The organism is Pseudomonas putida, assembly GCF_002906855.1.
Taxonomy (GTDB): Bacteria; Pseudomonadota; Gammaproteobacteria; order Pseudomonadales; family Pseudomonadaceae; genus Aquipseudomonas; species Aquipseudomonas putida_N.
In genome coordinates this window covers 1,071,123-1,092,793 of the sequence record NZ_MINI01000028.1, presented here as the reverse complement: position 1 = coordinate 1,092,793, position 21,671 = coordinate 1,071,123, and the positions used below count along the sequence as shown (strand labels likewise).

Genomic DNA, 21,671 nt, shown 5'->3' with positions numbered 1-21,671 from the left:
GGACAGAAAATCTGACAAAAACTTGATATGGCTGATATGCCATTGGATTGGGCATCTATGCCATACGATCGAATGCATTCCTGATCCGCGCATGCGCGGGAATAGGTTTTCGCATGCAGAATTTTCTTCATGCGCTTGCCACCTGAATCTCACTGGACGGACATACAGAGCCATCAGGCCCAGGTGCGCCAGCGGCAGCTTTGGTAGATGATTCACCTACCTTGTGGCGAGCTTCGACTTGAGCAATCAGAGGGCACAGGGATGCGGCGCTCACAGCGCCTCCGGTGGCGAGTTCGGCAAGAAATGCTTTTTCAGCGCTGATCTTCACGGCCCCAGACCGCCAATACGAAACGGTGGCCTGGGACACGCCCAGCGCCTTCGCAGTCAACGCCTGGGTGCCGAAATGGTTTATCAGCTTGCTGATTGAACGAGCCATCGAAGGGGTCTCTGATAAGTCAATTTATATGCTGCACAGAAGCACACTTCTTTGCAAGCAGATAAGTATCTTTATAGGATCAGCGGATGAATCTCTCACTACGAATCAAGGCTGCAAGAAGCCACGCGAACCTCACCCAGAGCCAGCTCGCCGAGAAGGTGGGGATAGCTCAGACCGCGATCAGCCAGCTGGAATCCGGTAAGACCCAGCGCTCCACCTACCTCTTCCAAATCGCAGAAGCGTGCGGCGTGTCGGCCACCTGGCTGGTGACTGGCATGGGAGGGATGCTGATTTCTGATGCGCAGCCCCACGACGCCGATCTGGAGCGTCAGTTCAAAGAGGGCTACGAGGAGGGATTCAACGAGGTGAATTCCGCGGGCGTTGCCGCAGGTCTGGACCCGATTAGCTTGTGGGATGATGACACTCCTCTCGACGATGACGAGGTAGAGATCCCATTTCTTCGAGAAGTCGAATTGTCTGCAGGAAGCGGTCGCACAGTGATTGAAAGAAGCTCCACTGCAAAGCTCAGATTCGGGAAGCGATCGCTACGCGCGCATAACGTCCAATTCGACCAGGCCGTATGCGTGGTGGTGTCGGGAAACTCCATGGAGCCCGTTCTTCCAGATGGGAGCACGGTTGGTGTGAACATCGGCCAAACCCAGATTGTCGATGGGAAAATGTACGCCATCAAGCATGATGGCCAGCTGCGGGTGAAGGTTTTGTATCGCGTGCCAGGAGGCGGCGTACGCTTCCGAAGCTTCAACCAAGGCGAGCACCCTGACGAGACATACACCGCAGAGGAAATGGCCGAAAAATCCATCGAGATTATCGGGCGCGTTTTCTGGGGCGCTTCCTTCTACTAGCTGAATACCTCACTCAAGAGCCCGGTGATCCCGGGCTTTTTTGTGCCCGCCGATCAGAAAATAAACGTCTTGATAAAAAATATAAGCAAGACGCTTGCGCTTGAATATCAATCTGCTTATATTTTGATTCATCAGCTTACACACGGAGGTGCCCAATGCAGAACGTAATCAGCTTCAGAGGCATGGAAGGAAGTGTCGGAATTCTTGCTGCTCAAGAACTGAAAGCAGCACTCGGCATCTGCTGTGGCCTTGGCAACAAAGAGATCGCCAGAGAGCTCGACTGCTCGCCCGCAACCATCAAAAAATCGATTGAACGGGTCTTCTACAAGCTCGGCATCAGCAGTCGCTCCGCTGTACCAACCGAGCTGTTCTATCGCGGCATAGCTCGCAAGCTTTCCATGTTCATGTGCGTTGCGCTAGTCGGCCAAGCAGCGATCGATGAAGAACACCTTCTGCGTGTTCGCCGCAGCGGAAACACCGGAGAGCGGAAAGTTGAAGTCCGAGTGGCGACCAGGCGCGCCGAGTGCTCCCTTGCGGCGGCGTGATGCCAGCCACCTGACCTGATCCACCCCTGATTTTTGCGAAAGCCAACAAACGCGGCGGGCCTTTGCTCGCCCTGAGAAATCTCAACAACCAGAGGAAACACCATGTTCGGTATCGGAAAGAAACTGTTCGGCGCCAAGCGCGCTGTCAAGAAACTGGAAAACCGCGACCTCATGCAGGCCATCGTCGGCGGTTGCCTGCTCGTCGCTGCGGCGGACGGCGAGATCAGCAAGAACGAGGCGGCTCAGATCGACATCCAGATCCGCGCCAACAAGAACCTGGAGCACTTCGGCCAGGAAATCACCGCCACCGTGAATCTGTTCACAGAGCAACTGCAAGCCGGCTTCCGCCTCGGCCGCATGAACATCATGCGCGAGATCGCGGACATCAAGAACAACCCTCTCGATGCTGAAGAGGTGTTCGTGAACATGATCACCGTCGCCGAGGGTGACGGGAACATCAGCCCGGAAGAACTGAAAGTCCTAGCGGACGTAGGCGTGCAGCTTGGCCTTCGCCCGAAAGACTTTGGGATCGATGTGTGAAGCGGAAGCACATAGGCCTGGGAGCGGTTGCAGGGCTCTCCCTGTCCGCGCTCGCTATCACCGCCGCAGTGAGCTGGGGGTCGTGCCAGTGGTACGGCTATCAGACCGAGCGGCTGACCAAGTTCGCCCCCTACGTCGGCTGCATGGTGAAAACCGCCGGCGGCTGGGTGCCACGTAACGAACTGCGCACCACGCAGTGAATGGAAGGGCGGCAAACGCCGCCCTCCCCCACAAGGAGTTTGCCCATGTTGATCCTGTCCCGTCGCGTAAACGAAACCCTCCGCATCAACGCGGACATCACCGTAACTCTGCTGGGCGTGCAAGGCATGCAGGCGCGCATCGGCATCGAAGCACCTTCCGGCGTTTCTGTTCACCGCCAGGAAATCTTCGACAAGATCCAGGCCGAAGGTGGTCAGCTGCCAGTCACCACACCAGGCGTCATCACCGACCCGGTTGACCTTTTCATCAAACTGAACCCTTCCGGCCTAGCCGAGGAGCACCTGGTGAAAAGCGGCTCCAGCTTCGAGGACGCCTGCACCCGCGCCCACTACAAGGTGTTTCTCGCCGGCTTCAACGCCGCGCAGGGTGGCCAGCATGCAAGCGCCTGATCGCATCACACTGGTGCTGCGCGCCTGCGAGGCTGCGCCCTTGTCGAACATCCTTCCCTTTGCCAAGCCTGGTCAGTTGGCATCAGCCGGGCGCGGCCTGGCGAGGATCGTCAGCGTCAGCGAAGGCGATCTGCAGGGTAAGCTGGCAGAAGCGCACACGCTCTTGCGCGATGCTCAGGCAAGCCATGGCTCGCTGCTGATGACTGACCCTCCCCAAGACCCCTGGAAGACCCGCCGAATTTCTGAGCGTATCGCTGCGGCCCTTTCCGGCAGCTCGGAACCAGGCGGCGTGCCAACTGAGCAGGATGAGCGAGCACGCTTCGAGGCAGCGATGCAGCTCATCAACCCGAATGAGGACTTCGAGCAAAAAGATGCTGGCCAGTACGTCGGCTTCTACCTGGAGTGCGCCTGGATCGGATGGCGCGCGCGAGCCGCATTGGAGCGCCAGCCATGAGCCAGGCCGGCCTACTCCTGCTGCTATGGGACGCCCTGCAGCAGCGCGACACCACCTTCGGGCAGGTGCTCGACCTGTCTGCCGCTTGTGGCCTGGATGGGCGCCGGGTGCTGGCCGACCACTTTCGGGTGGCCCCATGAACATCCTCGCATCGATGGCGCTTCGGCGAGCGCGTGGGCAGTTGAACTCTGTTCAATCCCGAGCAGCGGGAAGCCAGTCAACTCCAGCTGTGGCCACCACCATTGCGCCAGCGACCAAGGATGTGGTCATCACCGGACCAATCAACCGGTACATGTTCCTTCAGGGGCGCGAGTGGGCGATCGACATGGTCGCCTCTCTCCGGGCCGCGCCTGTCGAGCTGGTAGTCGAGCGGCTCACCGGAGCAACTGAGGGCAGACCTGGTAGCTATGCGGCAGGCATCCAGTCTGTGGTGGATGAACTGAAAAACGCTGACGCGACAGGTCAGGCTGAAGAAGAGAACCTGACGAGTCAGGTCGGGAGGAAGGAATGAGCGAGGAAACCGAGGTGCTGACGGTTGAGGGCCTGGCCAAGCTGCTGGGTCGCACCGAGGCGTCGATTAGGGAAGGGATTCGCCGCGGCGTGCCGTGGCTACCCAAGAGCTTCAAGATGGGTAACCGGCACTGCTGGCTGAAAGAGGACGTGCGCAGATTTCTGCGTGAATTTAGGGATGGCGCCCACAAACAACAAACGGCTGGCCGCAAGCGGAGAGCGCCACCAACTCTAAAAATGGTGTAACAAGTTATCGAATTTGATCTATCGCTTTGACAAGGTCGTTTAGCCAGTTAATGTCTTTAATTGTCTGGTCCATGCCGATATCGTTCAGCAAAACATTACGAGGTCTTGACTTCCTCATGACATCGCCCTCATGAACGATCTGATTTCTTCTGTGAACAATATGGTTAAGGCGCTTCTTGATCTCGGGGCTGGTCTCGCCAATCTCAGCCGAAACCTTCTTCCATCCTTCAGTAATACCTGCCATCGACATAGCAGTACCCACTTGTTCAAAAGACTGGAACGTCTCGGTCAACAGTTTCTTCTGCAAAGTATTTTTGACTTTAACCCAAGGGCGAATTTTTTCCCTATCGGCCAAGACAGCATCGGCTAATTCAGCTATGTCCACAAAAGAAACTGCCACTTTACGAAGCGAACCTGGAATATCTTTACCCTTCCTAATATCAGATAATTTGTCATATATAAGCCAGTGCATATAAGAATCCAATGCACTAACAGCTATGATTAATGCAGCCCTGCAGGTGTCATTGTGGACAAACTCCATATCCGGCTCGTCAATAACAGCCATCAACAAAAGCCTGGCGCGGGCAAAGCAGGACTCGGAAACATCTGTTGGTCTGAATGGCAAAATTAAGTCTTCCCTGAAATAGTAATTCAACCGAGTTTTTCGGCGAGGTCCTGCGGGCTGAGGTGCGTGTATCGCTTGAGCATCGCCAGGGTTTTGTGGCCCGTGATACTCGCGACTTCCATCATCGTGAAGCCGCGTTCGAAGAAGCGACTGGTCGCCTCATGGCGTAAGTCGTGAAGGCGCAGACCTTCAATGCCGGCCGCGACGCAGGCCCGGGGAAAGTAGTTGCTGATCGTGTTGAGCGCTAGGTTGAAGTACCGGCCTCCACCGATCGGCGTGGGCAACCCCTCCAACAGGGCAATCGCCCGCGAGGACAATGGCACGGCGCGGCGCTCGCCATTCTTGGTGTCCTCCAGATAGGCAACCTTGCCTCGCACTTGGTCGCGGCGCAGCATCAGCAGCTCAGACCGGCGCATAGCCGTCTCCACGGCCAGCTCAATGAACACCGGAAGTTGGGCATTCATCTGGCCAGCTGCCTTGTAAAGCGCGGTGAGCTCCGCCGGCGTTGGGCGCCGATCCCTCTCTTTGCTGCCCTTTGGCATCCGGATCGCCCGGCAAGGGTTGGTCAGTCCTTCGATACCCCATTCCTTGGTGGCCACCGTGTAGAGATGGCTGATCACCGCCAGGTTGAGGCGCACTGTCGCCGTCGACTTCCCTTCCTTCAGTTCGGCATCGCGGTAGGCGGCCATGTCGCTCGAGCGGATAGCCGCCAGGCCCTTGCCGGCCAGCTTGTGCTCCTTCCACTTCTTGATGCGGACCTGCTCCTGCTTGGCGCCCTTCTTGGTAGAAGTCACCTCGGACAGGTATCGGTCCAGGGCCTCGGCCAGTGTGGTGCTCTCGGCCTCGCGCATGTCCACAAAGCGTGCACGCGACATGTCACCCTCGATCTCGGCGGCCCATCGCTGGGCTTCTGCCTTGGTGTCAAAGGTGGCGGAAAGGGTTGGATATCCTTTGCGGCGGATCTGGGCGCGCCAGGCGTCCCCGCGCTTCTCGTAGTAGGCCATGGGGGAAATGATAGCGAACGCTTGGGGGAAATACACGCTCCCCCATTCCCCCAAAATTCCCCCAAATGAAAAAGGCCCCGAGGGCTATACAGCGCTCGGGGCCTTTAATATGGCGGAGAGATAGGGATTTGAACCCTAGGTACTGTTGCCAGTACAACGGATTTCGAATCCGTCCCGTTCGACCACTCCGGCATCTCTCCAATGCCGCGCATCATACCAGCGTTTTATTGAAACGCAAATCTTTTTTCAAAAAAAATCGCGTGGTATCAGACGCTTGCGTGAACGCGCGCCTTACAGCGGCACGCCCAGGCGCTTGGCAACTTCTTCGTAGGCTTCGATCACGTCGCCCAGACCCTGACGGAAGCGGTCCTTGTCCATTTTCTTGCGGGTTTCCTTGTCCCACAGGCGGCAGCCGTCCGGGCTGAATTCATCACCCAGGACGATCTGGCCGTGGAACACACCGAATTCCAGCTTGAAGTCGACCAGCAGCAGGCCGGCGTCATCGAACAGCTTGCTCAGCACTTCGTTGACCTTCAGCGACAGCTTCTTCATCTCGACCAGTTGCTCGGCGGTACCCCAGCCGAACGCGACCACGTGGGATTCGTTGATGAACGGGTCACCCTTCTCGTCGTTCTTAAGGAACAGCTCGAAGGTGGACGGCTCCAGCTTGATGCCCTCCTCCACGCCCAGACGCTTGACCAGGCTGCCGGCGGCATAGTTGCGCACCACGCACTCGACCGGGATCATGTCCAGCTTCTTCACCAGGCACTCGTTGTCGCCCAGCAACTTGTCGAACTGGGTCGGCACGCCGGCTTCTTCGAGCTTCTGCATGATGAAGGCGTTGAACTTGTTGTTCACCATGCCTTTACGGTCGAGCTGTTCGATGCGCTTGCCGTCGAACGCCGAAGTGTCGTTACGGAACAGCAGGATCAAGCGGTCGGCGTCGTCGGTCTTGTAAACCGATTTGGCCTTGCCGCGGTAGAGTTCGTCGCGTTTTTCCATGATTGGGCTCCGCTTGCTGAGGTGTTGGGCTAGGCGATTTCGCGCCAGTCGAGCCCGTGTTCTTGATTCGCCACCTGGAGCCAGTCCGGGTCGCACCCAAGGGTGTCGACGAAGCACTGGCGGGCCAAGTGTGGCAGGTTGTTCTTGCTGCTGAGGTGGGCCAGCACCAGGTGCTGCAGGTTGTTCCAGCCCAACTCTTGCACCAGGCGCGCGGCCTGGTGATTGTTCAAATGTCCTTGCATGCCACCCACCCGCTGCTTGAGGAAAGCCGGGTAATGACCGCGTGCGAGCAAGTCGCGGCAGTGGTTGGCTTCGATCAGCAGTGCGTCCAGACCCTGGTAGCGCTCGAGCAGCAGCGCATCGTACGAACCCAGGTCGGTGAGCATGCCGAACCGCCGCTTGCCGTCGCTGAACACGTACTGCAGCGGCTCGTAGGCATCGTGCTCGACCCGCGCCGCGCTCACTTCCAGGCCACCGATCTGCAGCCGCTCGCCACAAGCGAGAAAACCGGCCACCTCCACCGGCTTGCGCATGCCGCGCAATGTGCCTTGGCTGAGGTAGACCGGTACATTGTAGCGCCGCGACAGCAACCCCACCCCATGCACGTGGTCGGCATGTTCGTGGGTGACCAGCACGGCGCTCAGTTGTGCCGCCGACACCCCGAGCAGCGCCAGGCGCCGCTCGGTTTCACGCAGGGAAAAGCCGCAATCGACCAGGATGAACGTGTCACCACTGGCGATCAGCGTGCCATTTCCCTGGCTGCCGCTTCCGAGTACCGCGAAGCGCACTTAGCCCAGGTGGTCCTGAATGGCGCTCAGCACGCGGCGGGCGACATCGGCCGGGGCCACGGTGTTGATGTTCTTCTCCACGGTAACCTGCACGCTCTCGCCGACCTTGCTCAGGCGCACCTGATAACGCTCGGCACGGGCTTCACGCTCTTCCTTGGTCGGTGCGCTGCCGAACATGCGGCTGAAGAAGCCAGGCTCGTTGTGCTTGTCTTCAGGCTTTTCCGACAGGTTGATGTAGTACAGGCCCAGGCTGCGGTTGATGTCCTCGACACGCCACTGGCCGCTCTGCTCCAGTGCACGGCCCACGCCGGACCAGGCACGGTCCAGGTCCGAGCCGAGGAACAGCACCGGGTTGCCGCTGCCGTCTTCGCTCAGGCTGACACGGCTAGGGGCGTCGAAATCACGGGCAGCCAACAGCGATACCGAACCGCCCTTCTCGGCGCTGCGGCTCATGCTGGCCAGCATTTCGTCGACCAGCAGCGCGTCGGCGCCAGTGTTGGCCGAAGTGGACGGGAACGCAGTATCGGCGGTGCTGCCGGCCGGGCGCTCGACGCTGACGATGTACACCTCGGAGGTGTTGCGTTGCACGCCAGGCTCGATGCGCACACGGACGCGCACTTCGCTGTCGCCACTGCTGGCCGTGCTCGACAGACGCTGGCCGAGCGCTGCCGAAAGTTCATCGAAGCGCTGCCAGGTGGTGCTGAATTCACCAGTCTGCGGGCGTTCTTCAGCGATGCGGAAGCCATTGTCCTCGAAGAACTGGTGCGCCACCGGCCACACTTCGGCTGGCGAGTGCTGGGCCAGGACCCAGCGGCTGCTGCCGCTGCGCTGCAAGGTGTAGTCGCTGGCTTCGGCGCCAGCGGTCAGCGGTTGCGGACGCGGCACTTCGAACTCGCCAGTGGCGCGATCGTCGGCGACGTTACGCGGGATCGGCAGCAACGGGTCAAGGCGCTTGACGTTGCCGGCGTCCGGCGGCAACTGCATCGGCGCAGTCGGGTGCGCCTGCAGGTAATCGCTGCCGCGGTCGCGGAAATAGCCATCCTCGCCCCACAGCCAGCCACACCCACTGGTGCTGGAAATGATCAGGGCGAGCGCGGAAAGACCAGCCAGTCGCTTCATGCGGTGTACTTCCTCTTAAACCAGTACGCCGGACTGGCGCAAGGCAGTACGGACTTTTTCGTGGCAACCTTCGCTCAGCCAGGTCAGTGGCAGGCGAATGCCTTTGTGCATCAGGCCCATTTCCACCAGCGCCCACTTCACAGGGATCGGGTTGGCTTCGCAGAACAGGTCTTTGTGCAGCGGCATCAGTTTTTCGTTGATTGCGCGGGCCTTCTCGGCATTGCCCTCAAGGGCAGCCTCGCACAGGTCGGCCATTTCGCGCGGGGCGACGTTGGCGGTGACGGAGATGTTGCCCTTGCCGCCCATCAGGATCAGCTCGACAGCAGTCGGGTCATCGCCGGACATGACGATGAAGTCCTTGTCGACGCCATCGAGGATGGCCTTGGCACGGGCCAGGTCGCCGGTGGCTTCCTTGATGCCGATGATGTTCTTGACCTTCGACAGGCGGATCACGGTCTCGGCCTGCATGTCGCAGGCAGTGCGGCCAGGCACGTTGTAGAGGATCTGCGGGATGTCGACGGCTTCGGCGATGTGCTTGAAGTGCTGGTACAGGCCTTCCTGGGTCGGCTTGTTGTAGTACGGCACCACCAGCAGGCAGGCGTCGGCGCCAGCATTCTTGGCGTTCTGGGTCAGGTGCACGGCTTCGGCGGTGGAGTTCGCACCGGTGCCGGCGATGACCGGGATCGGTTTGTTGCTGCGCTTGACGCGCTCGACCACATGCTTGATGACCAGGATGTGTTCTTCGACATCCAGCGTGGCCGACTCACCGGTGGTGCCGACAGCGACGATCGCGTGGGTGCCGTTTTCCAGGTGGAAGTCTACAAGTTTGTCGAGGCTTACCCAGTCCAGACGCCCTTGTGCATCCATGGGTGTGACCAACGCCACCATACTGCCCGCAATCATGTAACTGCTCCTGCCGGAAAAAGAGAGCGGTAATGGTACTGGGGGCATCGGCCTTGCACAAGCGAAGCAGGCGGGCGGAGCATTCCCCTCAGCGCCTTATTTCGCTACCCTTGATCCTTTGATCGGTGCAGCGCGGCCCGCCGGGCCGTCGACCTTGCTCCCCGGCCAGCGTCCACGTCCTCGCATGCGAGCCCCGGGCCCTGCCGACAGGAGGCTTTCGCCCGTCCTGCACCGACCGCTCATCGCTTTAGGAATGCTGCATGTCCACCCCCACCGTCCGCGAACAATTCCTTGTCATCAGCGCCCTGGGCCCCAACCCCATGGAGCTGGCCAACGTCCTCAGCCGCGCTGCCTTCGAAAACCGCTGCGCGGTGGTCACCTCGCGCCTGAGCCGCCACGGCGAGACCAGCGCCCTGGTGCTGCAAGTAGGCGGCAGCTGGGATGCCCTGGCGCGCCTCGAAGCCATGCTGCCGGGCCTGGGCAAGAAACACGGCCTGACCCTCGATGTGGTGCGCAGCGCCGACCAGGAAGTGCGCCCGCAGGCCCTGCCCTACGTGGCCTACGTCAGCGCCGCCTATCGCCCGGACATCATCAACGAACTGTGCCAGTTCTTCCTCGACCACCGCGTCGAGCTCGAAGCCATGACCTGCGACACCTACCTGGCGCCGCAGACCGGCAGCAGCATGCTCAACGCCCAGTTCACCGTGATTTTGCCGGCCGGCACGCAGATCAGCTGGCTGCGCGACCAGTTCCTGGACTTCGCCGATGCCCTGAACCTCGATGCACTGATCGAGCCGTGGCGTCCACAGAACCCCATGTAAGGAAACCGACCATGGCAGTAGCACTCGATCAACCCGTTGCCGACTTCCAGGCCCAGGCCACCAGCGGCCAGACCGTCAGCCTGGCCGAGCTCAAGGGCCAGCAAGTGGTGGTGTACTTCTACCCGAAGGACAGCACCCCGGGCTGCACCACCGAAGGCCAGGGTTTCCGCGACCAGCATGACGCCTTTGCCGCCGCCAACACCGCGGTGTTCGGCGTGTCGCGCGACGGCATCAAGTCGCACGAGAACTTCAAGGCCAAGCAAGGCTTCCCGTTCGAGCTGATCAGCGACAAGGACGAGGCCCTGTGCCAGCTGTTCGACGTGATCAAGCTGAAGAAGCTGTATGGCAAGGAATACATGGGCGTCGACCGCAGCACCTTCCTGATCGACAAGGACGGTGTGCTGCGCCAGGAATGGCGTGGCGTGAAGGTGCCTGGGCATGTGGATGCCGTGTTGGCGGCTGCGCAGGCCTTGAATAAAGGCTGAGATTTATAGGGGCTGCTTTGCAGCCCCAATTGCATCAGAGCATTGGTGAGACGCTGGCTTCCTGCCTGGGCCAGGCATCCAGCACGGCCTTGATCAAGGTCGCCAGCGGGATCGCAAAGAAGATCCCCCAGAATCCCCAAAGCCCGCCAAACAGCAGCACCGCACAGATGATCGCCACCGGGTGCAGGCTCACCGCCTCGGAGAACAGCAACGGCACCAGCACGTTGCCATCCAGCCCCTGGATGATCGCGTATACCGTCATCAGGTAGATGAACTGGTCGCCCCAGCCCCACTGGAACAGCGCGATCAGCGTTACCGGCACGGTCACCACCACCGCGCCCACATAGGGCACCACTACCGACAACCCCACCAGCAGCGCCAGCAACGCGGCGTAATTGAGCCCCAGGCTGATGAAGGCAATGTAGGTGGCAACCCCGCAGATCAGGATTTCGATGCCCTTGCCGCGAATGTAGTTGGCGATCTGCCGGTTCATCTCGCTGCCCACGCGGTTCAGCAAGGTGCGCTGACGCGGCAGGTAACTGCTGACCCAGCTCCCGATCAGCACTCGGTCCTTGAGGAAGAAGAACACCAGGATCGGCACCAGCACCAGGTAGATCATCGCGTTCACCAGCAGCGGCAGGCTCGACAGCGAGAAGGTCAGCGCCCATTGGCCGAACTTGCCGATTTCGCCACGTACCGATTCGATCGCATGCAGCACCTGCTCGTCCGAGACCAGGTGCGGATAACGTTCAGGCAGCAGCAGCAGCAGCGACTGCCACTTGCCGAGCATCCCCGGCAGCTCGTTGAACAGGGTAATCAGCTGGTGCCAGAGCAGCGGCACCAGCACCAGCAGGAACACCGCCAGCGCCCCCATGAACAGGGCGAACACCAGCGTCACCGCAACACCGGTCGGCACCCGCAGGCGCTCCAGGGCATTGACCAGGCCCTGCATCAGGAACGCCAGGACCATGCCCGCCAGCACCGGCGCGAGCATGCCTCCGAGGGTGAGCACCGCGGTGAAGGCGAGGAACAGCAGGACCGCCAGCACCACTGCTTCCTCATCGGAGAAGTAGCGCTCTATCCAGTCGCGAAGCACTTTGAACATTGACGATCCTTGGGTTGGCTCAGGCCTTGCGGAGCCAGTAGGTGTAGGTACCGGCCTCGGCCGTTTCTTGCAGCAGGGTATGACCGGCAAGCTGGGCGAAAGTGCGGAAGTCGCGCTGCGAACCTGCATCGGTGGCGATGACTTTCAGTACCGCCCCGCTGGCCAGGCGGTTGAGCTCCATCTTCGCCTTGAGCAGCGGCAGCGGGCAGTTCAACCCGCTGGCGTCGAGCTCAGCGTCGCAAGTCAGGGTGTTACTCATCGGGCGCGTCTCCAGGGCGGGGCGGATAGTCTTGGGTAAAGCTCGGTAGCATACCGCCACTGGTCTGCTCCGCGCGACCCGGCTACAGTAAGGCTTTTTCATCGACGCGAGCTTCTGCATGAATCTACTGCGCCCCACCCTGCTTGCGCTGGCCTGCCTGATGGCCCTTCCCGGCCACGCCGACGACCTGCCGTCACTGGGCGACGCCAGTTCCGCGATCGTTTCACCCAAGCAGGAGCACGACCTCGGCCGCGCCTGGCTGAGCTTGCTGCGTGGCCAGGTCAACCAGCTCAATGATCCGCAGTTAAAGGACTACGTCGAAACCACCGTGTATCGGCTGGCCGAAACCAGCCAGCTGCAGGACCGCCGCCTGGAATTCATCCTCATCGACAGCCGCGAGCTCAACGCCTTTGCTGCGCCTGGCGGCATCGTCGGGGTCAACGGCGGCCTGTTCCTCAACGCCCAGACCGAAGGCGAGTACGCCTCGGTACTGGCGCACGAACTGGCTCACTTGTCGCAACGCCACTTCGCCCGTGGCGTCGAGGCCCAGCAGCGTATGCAGCTGCCGATGATGGCGGCACTGCTGGCCGGCATCGTGCTGGCGGCAGGCGGCGCTGGCGATGCCGGCATCGGCATGATCGCCGGCACCCAGGCGGCAGCGATCCAGGAACAACGGCGCTTCTCGCGGCAGAATGAGCAGGAAGCCGACCGCGTCGGTATCCAGAATCTGGAAAGGGCCGGCTACGACCCGCGCAACATGCCGACCATGTTCGAACGCCTGGCGCGTCAGTACCGCTACGATGCCAAGCCGCCTGAATTCCTGCTGACTCACCCGGTGACCGAATCGCGTATCGCCGACACCCGCAACCGCGCCGAACAAGCGCCCAAGGGCGGCGTCGAGGACAGCCAGCGCTACCAGCTGATCCGCGCCCGTGTGGCCCTCACTTACGAGGGCACGCCAGGCCTGGCAGCCAAGCGCTTCCGCGCGCAGCTCGACGAAGACCCGAAACTGGACGCTGCGCGCTATGGCCTGGCCCTGGCGCAGATCAAGGGCGGCCAGCTCAACGAAGCGCGGGAAAACCTCAAGCCGCTGCTGGCCAAGGCGCCTAACGACATCACCTACAACCTGGCGCAGATTGACCTGGACATCACCAACAACCGCCTGGCCGACGCGCAGCAACGCGCCGAGCGCATGCAGGGGTTGTACCCGGGCAACTACCCGCTGAAACAGGTGCGTGCCGACCTGCTGGTCAAGCAGAACAAGCCGGCCGAGGCGGAGAAGGTGCTGGACGACCTGCTCAAGAGCCGGCCGGATGACCCGGACGTCTGGTACGACATGGCTGAAGTGCGCGGGTTATCGGGCAACACCATCGGCCTGCACCGGGCACGGGCGGAGTACTTCACTCTGGTGGGGGATTTCGACCAGGCGGTACAGCAGCTGGATTACGCCAAGCGCCGTGCGGGCAGCAACTTCCCGCTGGCTTCGCAGATCGACCAGCGCCAGCGCGAGATCATGGAACAGAAGCGCATGGTTCAGGAAATGATGGGCCGCTGATAATTTGGGGGCGCTTTGCGCCCCAGCTGACTCAGGCGTTACCGGAGAGCTTCAGGCGAGCCGCCTGGGTAAAGTCGAGCATGCGGTTCAGCGGCTTGATCGCCTTCGGCACAAGCGCCGGGTCGACGAAAATCTCATCCCCGCCGTTGCGCAAGCAATGCAGCACCCGCTCCAGGGTATTCATCGCCATCCACGGGCAGTGCGCGCAGCTGCGGCACGCCGCGCCGTTACCGGCTGTCGGCGCTTCGACGAACTCCTTGTCCGGGCACAGCTGCTGCATCTTGTAGAAGATGCCGCGGTCGGTGGCGACGATGAAAGTCTTGTTCGGCAGGGTCTGCGCCGCCTTGATCAGCTGGCTGGTGGAGCCCACCGCGTCGGCCAGCTCGATCACCGCTTCCGGCGACTCCGGGTGCACCAGGATGGCGGCATCCGGATACAGCGCCTTCATGTCGGCCAGCTGGCGCGACTTGAACTCTTCGTGAACGATGCAGGCACCGTCCCACAACAGCATGTCGGCACCGGTCTGCTTCTGGATATAGCGGCCCAGGTGCTGGTCCGGGCCCCAGATGATGGTCTCGCCGTTGTCCATCAGGCTTTCGACGATTTCCAGCGCGCAGCTCGACGTCACCACCCAGTCGGCCCGCGCCTTCACCGCCGCGGAGGTGTTGGCATATACCACCACGGTACGCTCGGGGTGCTGGTCGCAGAAGGCCGAGAACTCTTCGACCGGGCAGCCCAGGTCGAGCGAGCAGGTGGCCTCCAGGGTGGGCATCAGCACGCGCTTTTCCGGGGTGAGGATCTTGGCGGTTTCGCCCATGAAGCGCACACCGGCGACGATCACCGTCTCGGCCGGATGGTTCTTGCCGAAACGGGCCATTTCCAGCGAATCGGACACGCAGCCGCCGGTTTCTTCGGCCAGCGCCTGGATGACCGGGTCGCAGTAATAGTGGGCTACCAGCACGGCATTCTGCGCTTTCAGCTCGGCAGCGATGGCCGCACGGTATTCGGCCTCCTGCTCGGCGGTCAGCGGGTTGGGCTGCTTGGCGTCAAGGTGGGCCTGAACCAACAGGCGTTCGGAAATCTGGGTCATGATCGCTGGACCTGCAGGCGCGTGTGCGCGTCAAATCGAGTGTATCACCCGGCCCTGGCAGATCGGCTAGGGGTGCCGGACGGCAGGCGTGCCGCCACGGCCCTCTGCGGGCGCGGATTATTATCGGACGCCGAAGGCTACAGACAATCAGGGGAATTCAAAAGCGGTTTTTGTGATGCCTGTGCTGGCCGCGAAGAGGCCAGCACAGGCATCACATCAGCCCTGCGGCTGCATGGCGGCAAAATGTGCCGCCAGCAGCATGGCGAACTCTTCGACGGTCATCTTCTTGCCGTTGAAGTCGACCATGCCATCGGCATAGTGCAGGCTCGACACCACATCGTTGCCCTGCACGGTGGCCATGCCGCTCTGCACCGCCATCATGCCGACCATCTCCCCAGCCTGGCTCGATTGCGAAGCAATCGCCTGGGCATCGGTCTGCCCTTCCAGCAGCGCCTGCAAGGTCGCCAGGTCGCCGATCATCGGCTTGGACAACGACAGCTTGCTTTTCACCTCGGTGATCAGTTGCTTGCTCAACTGGTCAGGCGGCAGGTCGAACGAGGCCGGGCTGGCGAAATCCATCGACAGGTCGAAACGGCTCTCGCCGTTGGCAGTGCGGAACGCCAGGTTCTCGATGGCCAGCTTGGGCTTGGAGGCCAGCAACTGTTGCAGGTCGCCGTGGAACCTGGCTTTTTCCGCCTCATCCATCTGGATTTCCGGCACCGGCTGCCCGGCCGCCTGAGCCGCTTCGAACTCCGGCAGGTGGGCCTGGTACCACTTCGACAGCGACTGCAAGGCCGGGGCATTGAGCGACTTGATGCTCACACCCATCTGCGCGTTACCGACTGCGCGGCCATCCCAGGTGATGTCCGCTACCCGGTAATCCACGCGGCCGCCAACGGTGTCCGGGCCATCCAGGGTTTGCAGGAGGTTCTGCTCAAGGCCCTTGAGCACCAGCACCTGCTGCTTGCCACCCAAGGTCGCCTTGGCCTCGGCCAGCAGCAGGTCGACATTGCCGACGTACACGGCGTCATGCTTGCTGGCCGCCAGATTGCCACCCACCTTCAACCCGGAGAGCTCGAGGGTGGCCGGCGGATGGTCCTCGCCGACCAGCTTCATCACGAAGCGATCCGCGCTGCCATGGAACTTCGACGCCTTGCCTTCCTGATCACCGCTGACCTCCAGCGACATCCCCGAAAAGTCCAGGCTGCTGCCATCGGCCTCGGTACGCTTGAGCGGTGCCAAGGTGATGTTGCTGTCGACATTGCCCGAGAAGCCCAGGCTGGTATACGCAATGATCGGCGACTGCTCGCCTGCGGCAGCGAACCACGGCGCAGTGAGATCATCCTTCTGCAGGCTGCTGCTGCTCGCAGCCAGCACCGGCATCAGTTTCAGTGCCTTGACCCGCGACCACGGGAACGGGCCATGCTCGATCTGGTCGGTCATGCCGAGGTCGAAACTGACTACTTCGCCGTGGCCAAGGTTGATGTCCTTGGCCTTGAGCCGGTACTGCGCAGTACTGCTGAAGAAATGCTGATCGAGCGAGACCAACTCGACGGTCATGCTGCCGCCATAGTTGGTCAGGGCCTTCTTGAGCTGTTCGTTGCTGCGGCTGACGGCGTTGTCCAGCTCGCCAGGCAGCTGTTTGCCGGTGTACCAGGCGCCAACTGTGCTCACGACGGCGATGGCGATGGCCAGGCCGGAAAGGATGCCTAATGATTTCTTCATGAATAGAACCGATCGATGTCCATATGGGCGGGATGCAAAAGGATATCACTGCGGTGGCAGGCGGGTGACGCCCCCTGAGCAGATATGGCGATTTGGGAAATGTCCGACAATCCAGCTGATCGTTAATTTTTACGAACATTCAAGTCGATCGAAATCGCAAAAAAACGAGCAAAAACCGAACATTCAGGCCGTTTAACCGATAAATATTTCAATTTCGCAACATCTTGTCATGTTTAACTTGACGCCTACCTATCAATCGTTTTTTATTTTCACCACCTCGCCCAGCGCCCGATCCACGAAGAAGAAAAAGTCGCGCCGTCATGATGCTCGGATGCCCCTGCCCGCACGCTTCAACCTCCTCGCCAAGGCACTGCCAGCCTGACGCCGGCGCCTAGCACGCGCCTATCTCTGCTCCAAACAAAAAAGGTGAACAACATGGAGCCACACCAGCATGCAGCATGACCACAACGCCACCGGCAACGGCCAATTCCGTAAATCCCTGCGCCTCTGGCACGTGGTCATCATCGGTTTGGCGTACCTTACGCCCATGACCGTCTTCGACACTTTCGGCATCGTGTCCGGCGTTACCAACGGCCACGTCCCCAGCGCCTACCTGCTGGCCCTGGCCGGCGTTCTGTTCACCGCGGTGAGCTACGGCACACTGGTCCGCCGCTTCCCGCAGTCCGGCTCCGCCTATACCTACACCCAACGCGCAATCAACCCGCACGTGGGCTTCCTGGTCGGCTGGTCTTCGCTGCTGGATTACCTCTTGCTGCCCATGGTCAACGCGCTGCTGGCCAAACTCTACCTTTCGGCCATGTTCCCTGAAGTGCCGGCGTGGATGTGGGTGGCCGGCTTCGTCACCCTGATCAGCCTGATCAACATGCGCAGTATCAACCTGGTCGCGCATTTCAACTTGCTGTTCGTGGTCGTGCAGTTGATGATCATGTCTGTGTTCATCTACCTCTGCGTTCGTGGCCTGGACCAGGGCGAGGGGCTGGGAACCACCTGGAGCCTGCTGCCGTTCGCCGACTCGCAGACGCACCTCAGCGCCCTGGCTGCCGGTGCAACCATTCTGTGCTTCTCGTTCTTGGGCTTCGACGCGGTCACCTGCCTGTCCGAAGAAACCAAGGACCCGGGCAAGATCATCCCGCGGGCAATCTTCCTCACTGCCTTGATCGGTGGCGTGGTGTTCATCGCTGTGTCGTATTTCATGCAGGCGTACTTCCCTACCAACGCACGCTTCCAGGACCCGGAAGCGGCTTTGCCTGAAATTGCCCTGTATGTCGGTGGCAAGCTGTTCCAGTCGATCTTCATTGCCTGCACGGTGATCAATACCATCGCCTCGGGCCTGGCTTCGCAGACCAGCGTGTCGCGCCTGCTGTACGTCATGGGCCGTGACAATGTGATCCCGAGCAGCGTGTTCGCCCGCCTGCACCCACGCTACAAGACCCCGATCGTGAACATTGCAGTGGTCGGTGTTATCGCCCTTTCGGCAATTTTCTTCGACTTGGTAACCGCCACCTCGATCATCAACTTCGGCGCGCTGGTTGCCTTCAGCTTTGTCAACCTGTCGGTGATCAACCACTGCTACCTGCGCGAGGGCAATCGCCATGGGCTGGCCAACAAGATGAAGTACCTGGTGCTGCCGACCATCGGCTTCTGCATCATCGCCAAGCTCTGGCTCGACCTCAACGAGAACTCGTTGATCTTCGGCGGCCTCTGGGCACTGGCAGGGCTGCTGCACCTGGCCTGGCTGACCAAGGCTTTCCGGGTCTCGCCACCGAACTACGTCGCTGATTGACTCCAGCCACCGACAACGCCCGCGCCTGAACGCGGGCGTTGTTGTTGAACGATAAGGAAAGTCCTCATGCTGCTGCGTCGCCTGTCCATCCAGTGGAAGATCACCCTGCTCACCGGCCTCTGCCTGCTGGTCATCGTCGCCTTGCTGGTCGCCAGCTCGCTGACCCAGTCGCGGCGTAGCGCAGCGCTGGTAAACCAGGCCAGTACCGAAATGCTCGAACACAGCGCACGCCTGCGCCTGCAGGCCCACGCCGAGACCCAAGCGTTGCGCATCCAGCGCTACTTCATGGACGCCTACCAGTACGGCAACGGCTTCGCCCGCCTGGTACAGGTGCTCAAGGCCAAGGGCGGCACCGACCTGCGCGCCGAATTGACCCGCCAGGCCCACGCCAGCCTGGCCGGCAACCCGGACGTGATCGGCCTGTACCTGGTGTTCCAGCCCAATGCGCTCGACCACCTGGATAACCAGTTCATCGGCCAGGAGTCCAGCGGCAGCAACGAAAGCGGGCGCTTCTCGCTGTATTGGTCGCAGCCTCGCCCAGGCACCCTGGACCTTGAGGCGATGCCCGAATCGATGCTGAACGACAACAGCCCTGGCACCAATGGCCTGGCCAAGAACCGCTGGCTGACTTGCCCGCAGGAAACCGCAAGGGCCTGCGTGCTCGAACCTTACCTCGACGACGTCAATGGCCATCAGGTACTGATGACCAGCATCGCCCTGCCCCTGCTGGAAAACGGCAAGGTGGTCGGTGTGGTCGGCCTGGACATCGGCCTGGACAACCTCCAGCAACTGAGCCTGGATGGCCGCCAGGAACTGTTCGACGGCCAAGGCCAGGTCAGCATCGTCAGCGCTGCCGGCCTGCTCGCCGGGAACAGCCGTGACGCCAGCAAGCTGGGCCAGCTGCTGGACAAGCAGGTGGACCAAGGCCTGCTGCGCGTGGCCCGGCCGTTCACGCCGATTCCTGACGCCACCCCCTGGCAGGTGCAACTGGAACTGCCCGAGGCGGTACTGCAAGCGCCGGCCTTGGCCCTCAACCAGCGCCTGGACAGCCATAACCAGAGCGCCAACCTGACCAGCCTGCTGATCGGCCTGGGCGCCGCCATCATTGGCCTGCTGCTGGTCTGGCTGACTGCGCGTGGCGTTACCCGGCCGATTCTGGCCGTAGCCGCCCGCCTGGAAGACATCGCCAGCGGCGAAGGTGACCTCACCCGCCGCCTGGACTACGCCCGCCAGGACGAACTGGGCCAGCTGACAGGCTGGTTCAACCGTTTCCTCGACAAGCTGCAACCGGTGATTGCTCAAGTCAAAGGTTCGCTGCTCGAAGCCCGCGGCACCGCCGACCAGTCCGCCGCTATCGCCAGCCAGACCAGCAATGGCATGCAGCAGCAACAACGGGAAATCGAACAGGTCGCCACCGCCGCCAACGAAATGAGTGCCACCGCCCAGGATGTCGCCCACAACGCCGCCCAGGCGGCCCAGGCTGCACGCGGTGCCGATCAGGCCAGCCGCGAAGGCTTGCAGCTGATTGCCAGCACCCGCCAGACCATCGACCAGCTGGCCAGCGGCATGGACACCGCCATGGACGAGGCCCGTGCGCTGGAGCAGCGCAGCGAGCAGATAGGCTCGGTGCTCGAGGTGATCCGCGCGATTGCCGAGCAGACCAACCTGCTGGCCCTCAACGCCGCCATCGAAGCCGCACGCGCAGGCGAGGCCGGGCGTGGTTTTGCCGTGGTCGCCGACGAAGTGCGCAGCCTGGCCCAACGCACCCAAGTGTCGGTGGAAGAGATTCGCCAGGTGATCGAAGGGCTGCAGCAAGGCACCCAAGACGTGGTTGGCGCCATGCATGAAGGCCAGCGCCAGGCCCAGGCCAGCGCCACGCGCATGGAACAGGCACTGCCCGCGCTGGAGCGCATTGGCGAGGCCGTGGCGGTGATCAGCGACATGAACCTGCAGATTGCCTCGGCGGCCGAGGAACAGAGTGCGGTGGCCGAGGAAGTGAACCGCAACGTGGCCGGGATTCGCGACGTGACCGAGTCGCTGTCGGGCCAGGCCGACGAATCGGCACGCATCAGCCAGGCGCTGAATCGACTGGCCAACCAGCAGCAGGCGCTGATGGAGCAGTTTCGTGTCTAGCCTGTAAGGGCCAATGTGTCTGCGTCGCGTAGCGGCCAGCACAGTCAACACAGCAACATCGTTATTTACCGAGCAAAATACATGCAAATCGCAACTCGTTCTTCTTTCTTCGATATCACCAGCGAACAGGGCCTGTTACGCACCTCGATCGCCGTCACCCTGTTCATCGCCACCATCGGCATCGGCTTCGGCCTGGCCTCTGGCTCGTTCTCGATCGTCTTCGACGGCGTCTATTCGCTGGTCGACGCCAGCATGAGCGGGCTGTCGCTGGTCGTGGTCAAACTGATTACTTCCCACGCCACCAGCCTGCAACTCTCGCGCAAGCTGCGCGAGCGCTTCACCATGGGCTTCTGGCACCTGGAGCCGATGGTCCTGGCACTCAATGGCATCCTGCTCAGCGGCGTCGCCATCTACGCGCTGATCAACGCGGTGAGCAGCCTGCTGCAAGGCGGTCGCCACCTGGAGTTCGGCATCGCGATGGTCTATGCGCTGCTCACCGTGGTCGCCTGCGCGACCATCGCCGTGGTCGAGAACCGCGCCAACCGCAAGCTGAAGTCCGACTTTGTGCGCATGGACGTCAAAGGCTGGGTGATGTCGGCCAGCATCACCGCCGCATTGCTGATCGCCTTCTGCTTCGGCTACGCGGTGCAGGGCACGCAGTGGGAATGGGTATCGCCCTATATCGACCCTGCGGTCCTGGCACTGGTCTGCCTGGTGATCATTCCGCTGCCACTGTCGGTGGTGCGCCAGGCACTGTCGGAGATCTTCCTGGTGACCCCCGGGGACCTCAAGCTGCACGTCGACACCGTCGCCCGAGAATTCGTTGCCAGGTACGGCCTGAAGTCCTACAAGGCCTACGTGGCCAAGGTCGGTCGCTCACGCGAGATCGAACTCTACTTCATCGTGCCCGCGGACATGCCGGCACGCTCGATCGCCGAGTGGGATGCCTTGCGCGACGAGGTCGGCGAGGCCGTTGGTGGCGAAGGCCCGGATCGCTGGATCACCGTGGTGTTTACCGGCGATCCGGCCTGGGCGGAATAAACCGCGCTCG

The 21,671-nt window shown here is 61.5% G+C and carries 25 protein-coding genes, 1 tRNA gene and 2 pseudogenes; 16 read left to right on the top strand and 12 right to left on the bottom strand.

All coding sequences use genetic code 11. The features are described 5' to 3' along the window. Positions 1 to 127: 127 nt before the first annotated feature. A complete protein-coding gene (locus BGP85_RS05435; protein WP_103446273.1) occupies positions 128 to 436 on the bottom strand; it encodes a transcriptional regulator in 309 nt (102 codons plus the stop codon). An 86-nt stretch (positions 437 to 522) separates the two neighbouring features. On the opposite strand from BGP85_RS05435, the gene BGP85_RS05430 reads away from it, so the two are divergent. From BGP85_RS05430 to BGP85_RS05395, 9 genes and pseudogenes are all read left to right on the top strand, one after another. Beyond that, on the top strand, positions 523 to 1,299 hold the full coding sequence (locus BGP85_RS05430; protein WP_103446272.1) for an XRE family transcriptional regulator: 777 nt from the start codon (positions 523 to 525) through the stop codon (positions 1,297 to 1,299). A 155-nt stretch (positions 1,300 to 1,454) separates the two neighbouring features. Beyond that, positions 1,455 to 1,844, top strand: coding sequence for a LuxR C-terminal-related transcriptional regulator (locus BGP85_RS05425; protein ID WP_103446271.1), 390 nt, complete (start codon positions 1,455 to 1,457; stop codon positions 1,842 to 1,844). 102 nt (positions 1,845 to 1,946) lie between these two features. Next, complete coding sequence (locus tag BGP85_RS05420; RefSeq protein WP_103446270.1) at positions 1,947 to 2,384, top strand: tellurite resistance TerB family protein; 438 nt, start codon at positions 1,947 to 1,949, stop codon at positions 2,382 to 2,384. Continuing rightward, positions 2,381 to 2,584 carry a hypothetical protein gene (locus BGP85_RS05415; RefSeq protein WP_103446269.1) on the top strand — a complete coding sequence of 68 codons (204 nt, stop codon included), beginning with the start codon at positions 2,381 to 2,383 and terminating at the stop codon, positions 2,582 to 2,584. The genes BGP85_RS05420 and BGP85_RS05415 overlap by 4 nt, the downstream gene beginning before the upstream one ends. A gap of 45 nt (positions 2,585 to 2,629) precedes the next feature. After that, positions 2,630 to 2,791: pseudogene (gene csrA / locus BGP85_RS29150) on the top strand (carbon storage regulator CsrA); the annotation flags it as partial. 187 nt (positions 2,792 to 2,978) lie between these two features. Continuing rightward, positions 2,979 to 3,446: a hypothetical protein gene (locus BGP85_RS05405; RefSeq protein WP_103446267.1), complete on the top strand. Its 468-nt coding sequence runs from the start codon at positions 2,979 to 2,981 to the stop codon at positions 3,444 to 3,446. Continuing rightward, positions 3,443 to 3,586, top strand: coding sequence for a hypothetical protein (locus BGP85_RS28850; RefSeq protein WP_181004456.1), 144 nt, complete (start codon positions 3,443 to 3,445; stop codon positions 3,584 to 3,586). Before BGP85_RS05405 ends, BGP85_RS28850 begins: the two co-directional genes overlap by 4 nt. Next, on the top strand, positions 3,583 to 3,957 hold the full coding sequence (locus BGP85_RS05400; protein WP_103446266.1) for a hypothetical protein: 375 nt from the start codon (positions 3,583 to 3,585) through the stop codon (positions 3,955 to 3,957). Before BGP85_RS28850 ends, BGP85_RS05400 begins: the two co-directional genes overlap by 4 nt. Next, positions 3,954 to 4,202 carry a helix-turn-helix transcriptional regulator gene (locus tag BGP85_RS05395; RefSeq protein WP_103446265.1) on the top strand — a complete coding sequence of 83 codons (249 nt, stop codon included), beginning with the start codon at positions 3,954 to 3,956 and terminating at the stop codon, positions 4,200 to 4,202. Before BGP85_RS05400 ends, BGP85_RS05395 begins: the two co-directional genes overlap by 4 nt. 4 nt (positions 4,203 to 4,206) lie before the next feature. Here the strand turns inward: BGP85_RS05395 and BGP85_RS05390 are convergent, their stop codons facing one another. From BGP85_RS05390 to dapA, 7 genes are all read right to left on the bottom strand, one after another. Then, positions 4,207 to 4,767, bottom strand: coding sequence for a HEPN domain-containing protein (locus BGP85_RS05390; protein WP_103446264.1), 561 nt, complete (start codon positions 4,765 to 4,767; stop codon positions 4,207 to 4,209). A gap of 86 nt (positions 4,768 to 4,853) precedes the next feature. Further along, positions 4,854 to 5,831 carry an integrase gene (locus BGP85_RS05385; RefSeq protein WP_103446263.1) on the bottom strand — a complete coding sequence of 326 codons (978 nt, stop codon included), beginning with the start codon at positions 5,829 to 5,831 and terminating at the stop codon, positions 4,854 to 4,856. 110 nt (positions 5,832 to 5,941) lie between these two features. Beyond that, a tRNA-Ser gene (locus tag BGP85_RS05380) sits at positions 5,942 to 6,031 on the bottom strand. Positions 6,032 to 6,122: 91 nt separating this feature from the next. Next, entirely contained in the window at positions 6,123 to 6,833 is a 711-nt protein-coding gene (gene purC / locus BGP85_RS05375) for a phosphoribosylaminoimidazolesuccinocarboxamide synthase (RefSeq protein ID WP_011535129.1), read from the bottom strand. A gap of 29 nt (positions 6,834 to 6,862) precedes the next feature. After that, positions 6,863 to 7,621: an MBL fold metallo-hydrolase gene (locus BGP85_RS05370; protein WP_103446262.1), complete on the bottom strand. Its 759-nt coding sequence runs from the start codon at positions 7,619 to 7,621 to the stop codon at positions 6,863 to 6,865. Then, positions 7,622 to 8,740: an outer membrane protein assembly factor BamC gene (bamC, locus tag BGP85_RS05365; RefSeq protein WP_103446261.1), complete on the bottom strand. Its 1,119-nt coding sequence runs from the start codon at positions 8,738 to 8,740 to the stop codon at positions 7,622 to 7,624. It lies immediately after the preceding gene. A gap of 15 nt (positions 8,741 to 8,755) precedes the next feature. Beyond that, complete coding sequence (gene dapA / locus BGP85_RS05360) at positions 8,756 to 9,643, bottom strand: 4-hydroxy-tetrahydrodipicolinate synthase (protein ID WP_103446260.1); 888 nt, start codon at positions 9,641 to 9,643, stop codon at positions 8,756 to 8,758. A gap of 260 nt (positions 9,644 to 9,903) precedes the next feature. Between dapA and BGP85_RS05355 the strand changes: the two genes are divergently transcribed. Together BGP85_RS05355 and BGP85_RS05350 are read left to right on the top strand one after the other, a co-directional pair. Then, positions 9,904 to 10,464 (top strand): glycine cleavage system protein R, encoded by a 561-nt coding sequence (locus BGP85_RS05355; protein WP_013973793.1) that lies wholly within the window; start codon positions 9,904 to 9,906, stop codon positions 10,462 to 10,464. 11 nt (positions 10,465 to 10,475) lie between these two features. Then, positions 10,476 to 10,949: a peroxiredoxin gene (locus BGP85_RS05350; RefSeq protein ID WP_103446259.1), complete on the top strand. Its 474-nt coding sequence runs from the start codon at positions 10,476 to 10,478 to the stop codon at positions 10,947 to 10,949. A 34-nt stretch (positions 10,950 to 10,983) separates the two neighbouring features. Here BGP85_RS05350 and BGP85_RS05345 read toward each other — a convergent pair whose 3' ends face one another. Both BGP85_RS05345 and BGP85_RS05340 read right to left on the bottom strand, forming a co-directional pair. After that, positions 10,984 to 12,054, bottom strand: a complete 1,071-nt coding sequence (locus BGP85_RS05345) for an AI-2E family transporter (protein ID WP_103446258.1) — start codon at positions 12,052 to 12,054, stop codon at positions 10,984 to 10,986. Between the two features lie 19 nt (positions 12,055 to 12,073). Continuing rightward, complete coding sequence (locus BGP85_RS05340) at positions 12,074 to 12,313, bottom strand: sulfurtransferase TusA family protein (RefSeq protein ID WP_003254745.1); 240 nt, start codon at positions 12,311 to 12,313, stop codon at positions 12,074 to 12,076. Positions 12,314 to 12,431: 118 nt separating this feature from the next. On the opposite strand from BGP85_RS05340, the gene BGP85_RS05335 reads away from it, so the two are divergent. Continuing rightward, positions 12,432 to 13,868 carry a M48 family metalloprotease gene (locus BGP85_RS05335; RefSeq protein ID WP_103446257.1) on the top strand — a complete coding sequence of 479 codons (1,437 nt, stop codon included), beginning with the start codon at positions 12,432 to 12,434 and terminating at the stop codon, positions 13,866 to 13,868. 31 nt (positions 13,869 to 13,899) lie between these two features. Here BGP85_RS05335 and nadA read toward each other — a convergent pair whose 3' ends face one another. Together nadA and BGP85_RS05325 are read right to left on the bottom strand one after the other, a co-directional pair. Then, positions 13,900 to 14,958 carry a quinolinate synthase NadA gene (nadA, locus tag BGP85_RS05330; protein ID WP_016711984.1) on the bottom strand — a complete coding sequence of 353 codons (1,059 nt, stop codon included), beginning with the start codon at positions 14,956 to 14,958 and terminating at the stop codon, positions 13,900 to 13,902. A 216-nt stretch (positions 14,959 to 15,174) separates the two neighbouring features. Beyond that, the gene (locus tag BGP85_RS05325) at positions 15,175 to 16,683 is read right to left on the bottom strand and encodes a YdgA family protein (RefSeq protein WP_103446256.1); all 1,509 of its coding nucleotides are present in this window, start codon (positions 16,681 to 16,683) and stop codon (positions 15,175 to 15,177) included. Between the two features lie 451 nt (positions 16,684 to 17,134). Here BGP85_RS05325 and BGP85_RS05320 point away from each other — a divergent pair, with 451 nt between their 5' ends. From BGP85_RS05320 to BGP85_RS05310, 4 genes and pseudogenes are all read left to right on the top strand, one after another. Beyond that, positions 17,135 to 18,487 carry an APC family permease gene (locus BGP85_RS05320; protein ID WP_103446255.1) on the top strand — a complete coding sequence of 451 codons (1,353 nt, stop codon included), beginning with the start codon at positions 17,135 to 17,137 and terminating at the stop codon, positions 18,485 to 18,487. Positions 18,488 to 18,553: 66 nt separating this feature from the next. Then, positions 18,554 to 19,762, top strand: a pseudogene (locus tag BGP85_RS29545) (PDC sensor domain-containing protein); the annotation flags it as partial. Between the two features lie 102 nt (positions 19,763 to 19,864). After that, entirely contained in the window at positions 19,865 to 20,620 is a 756-nt protein-coding gene (locus tag BGP85_RS29540) for a methyl-accepting chemotaxis protein (protein WP_374755311.1), read from the top strand. Between the two features lie 81 nt (positions 20,621 to 20,701). Next, positions 20,702 to 21,661: a cation diffusion facilitator family transporter gene (locus BGP85_RS05310; RefSeq protein WP_103446253.1), complete on the top strand. Its 960-nt coding sequence runs from the start codon at positions 20,702 to 20,704 to the stop codon at positions 21,659 to 21,661. Positions 21,662 to 21,671 lie beyond the last annotated feature (10 nt).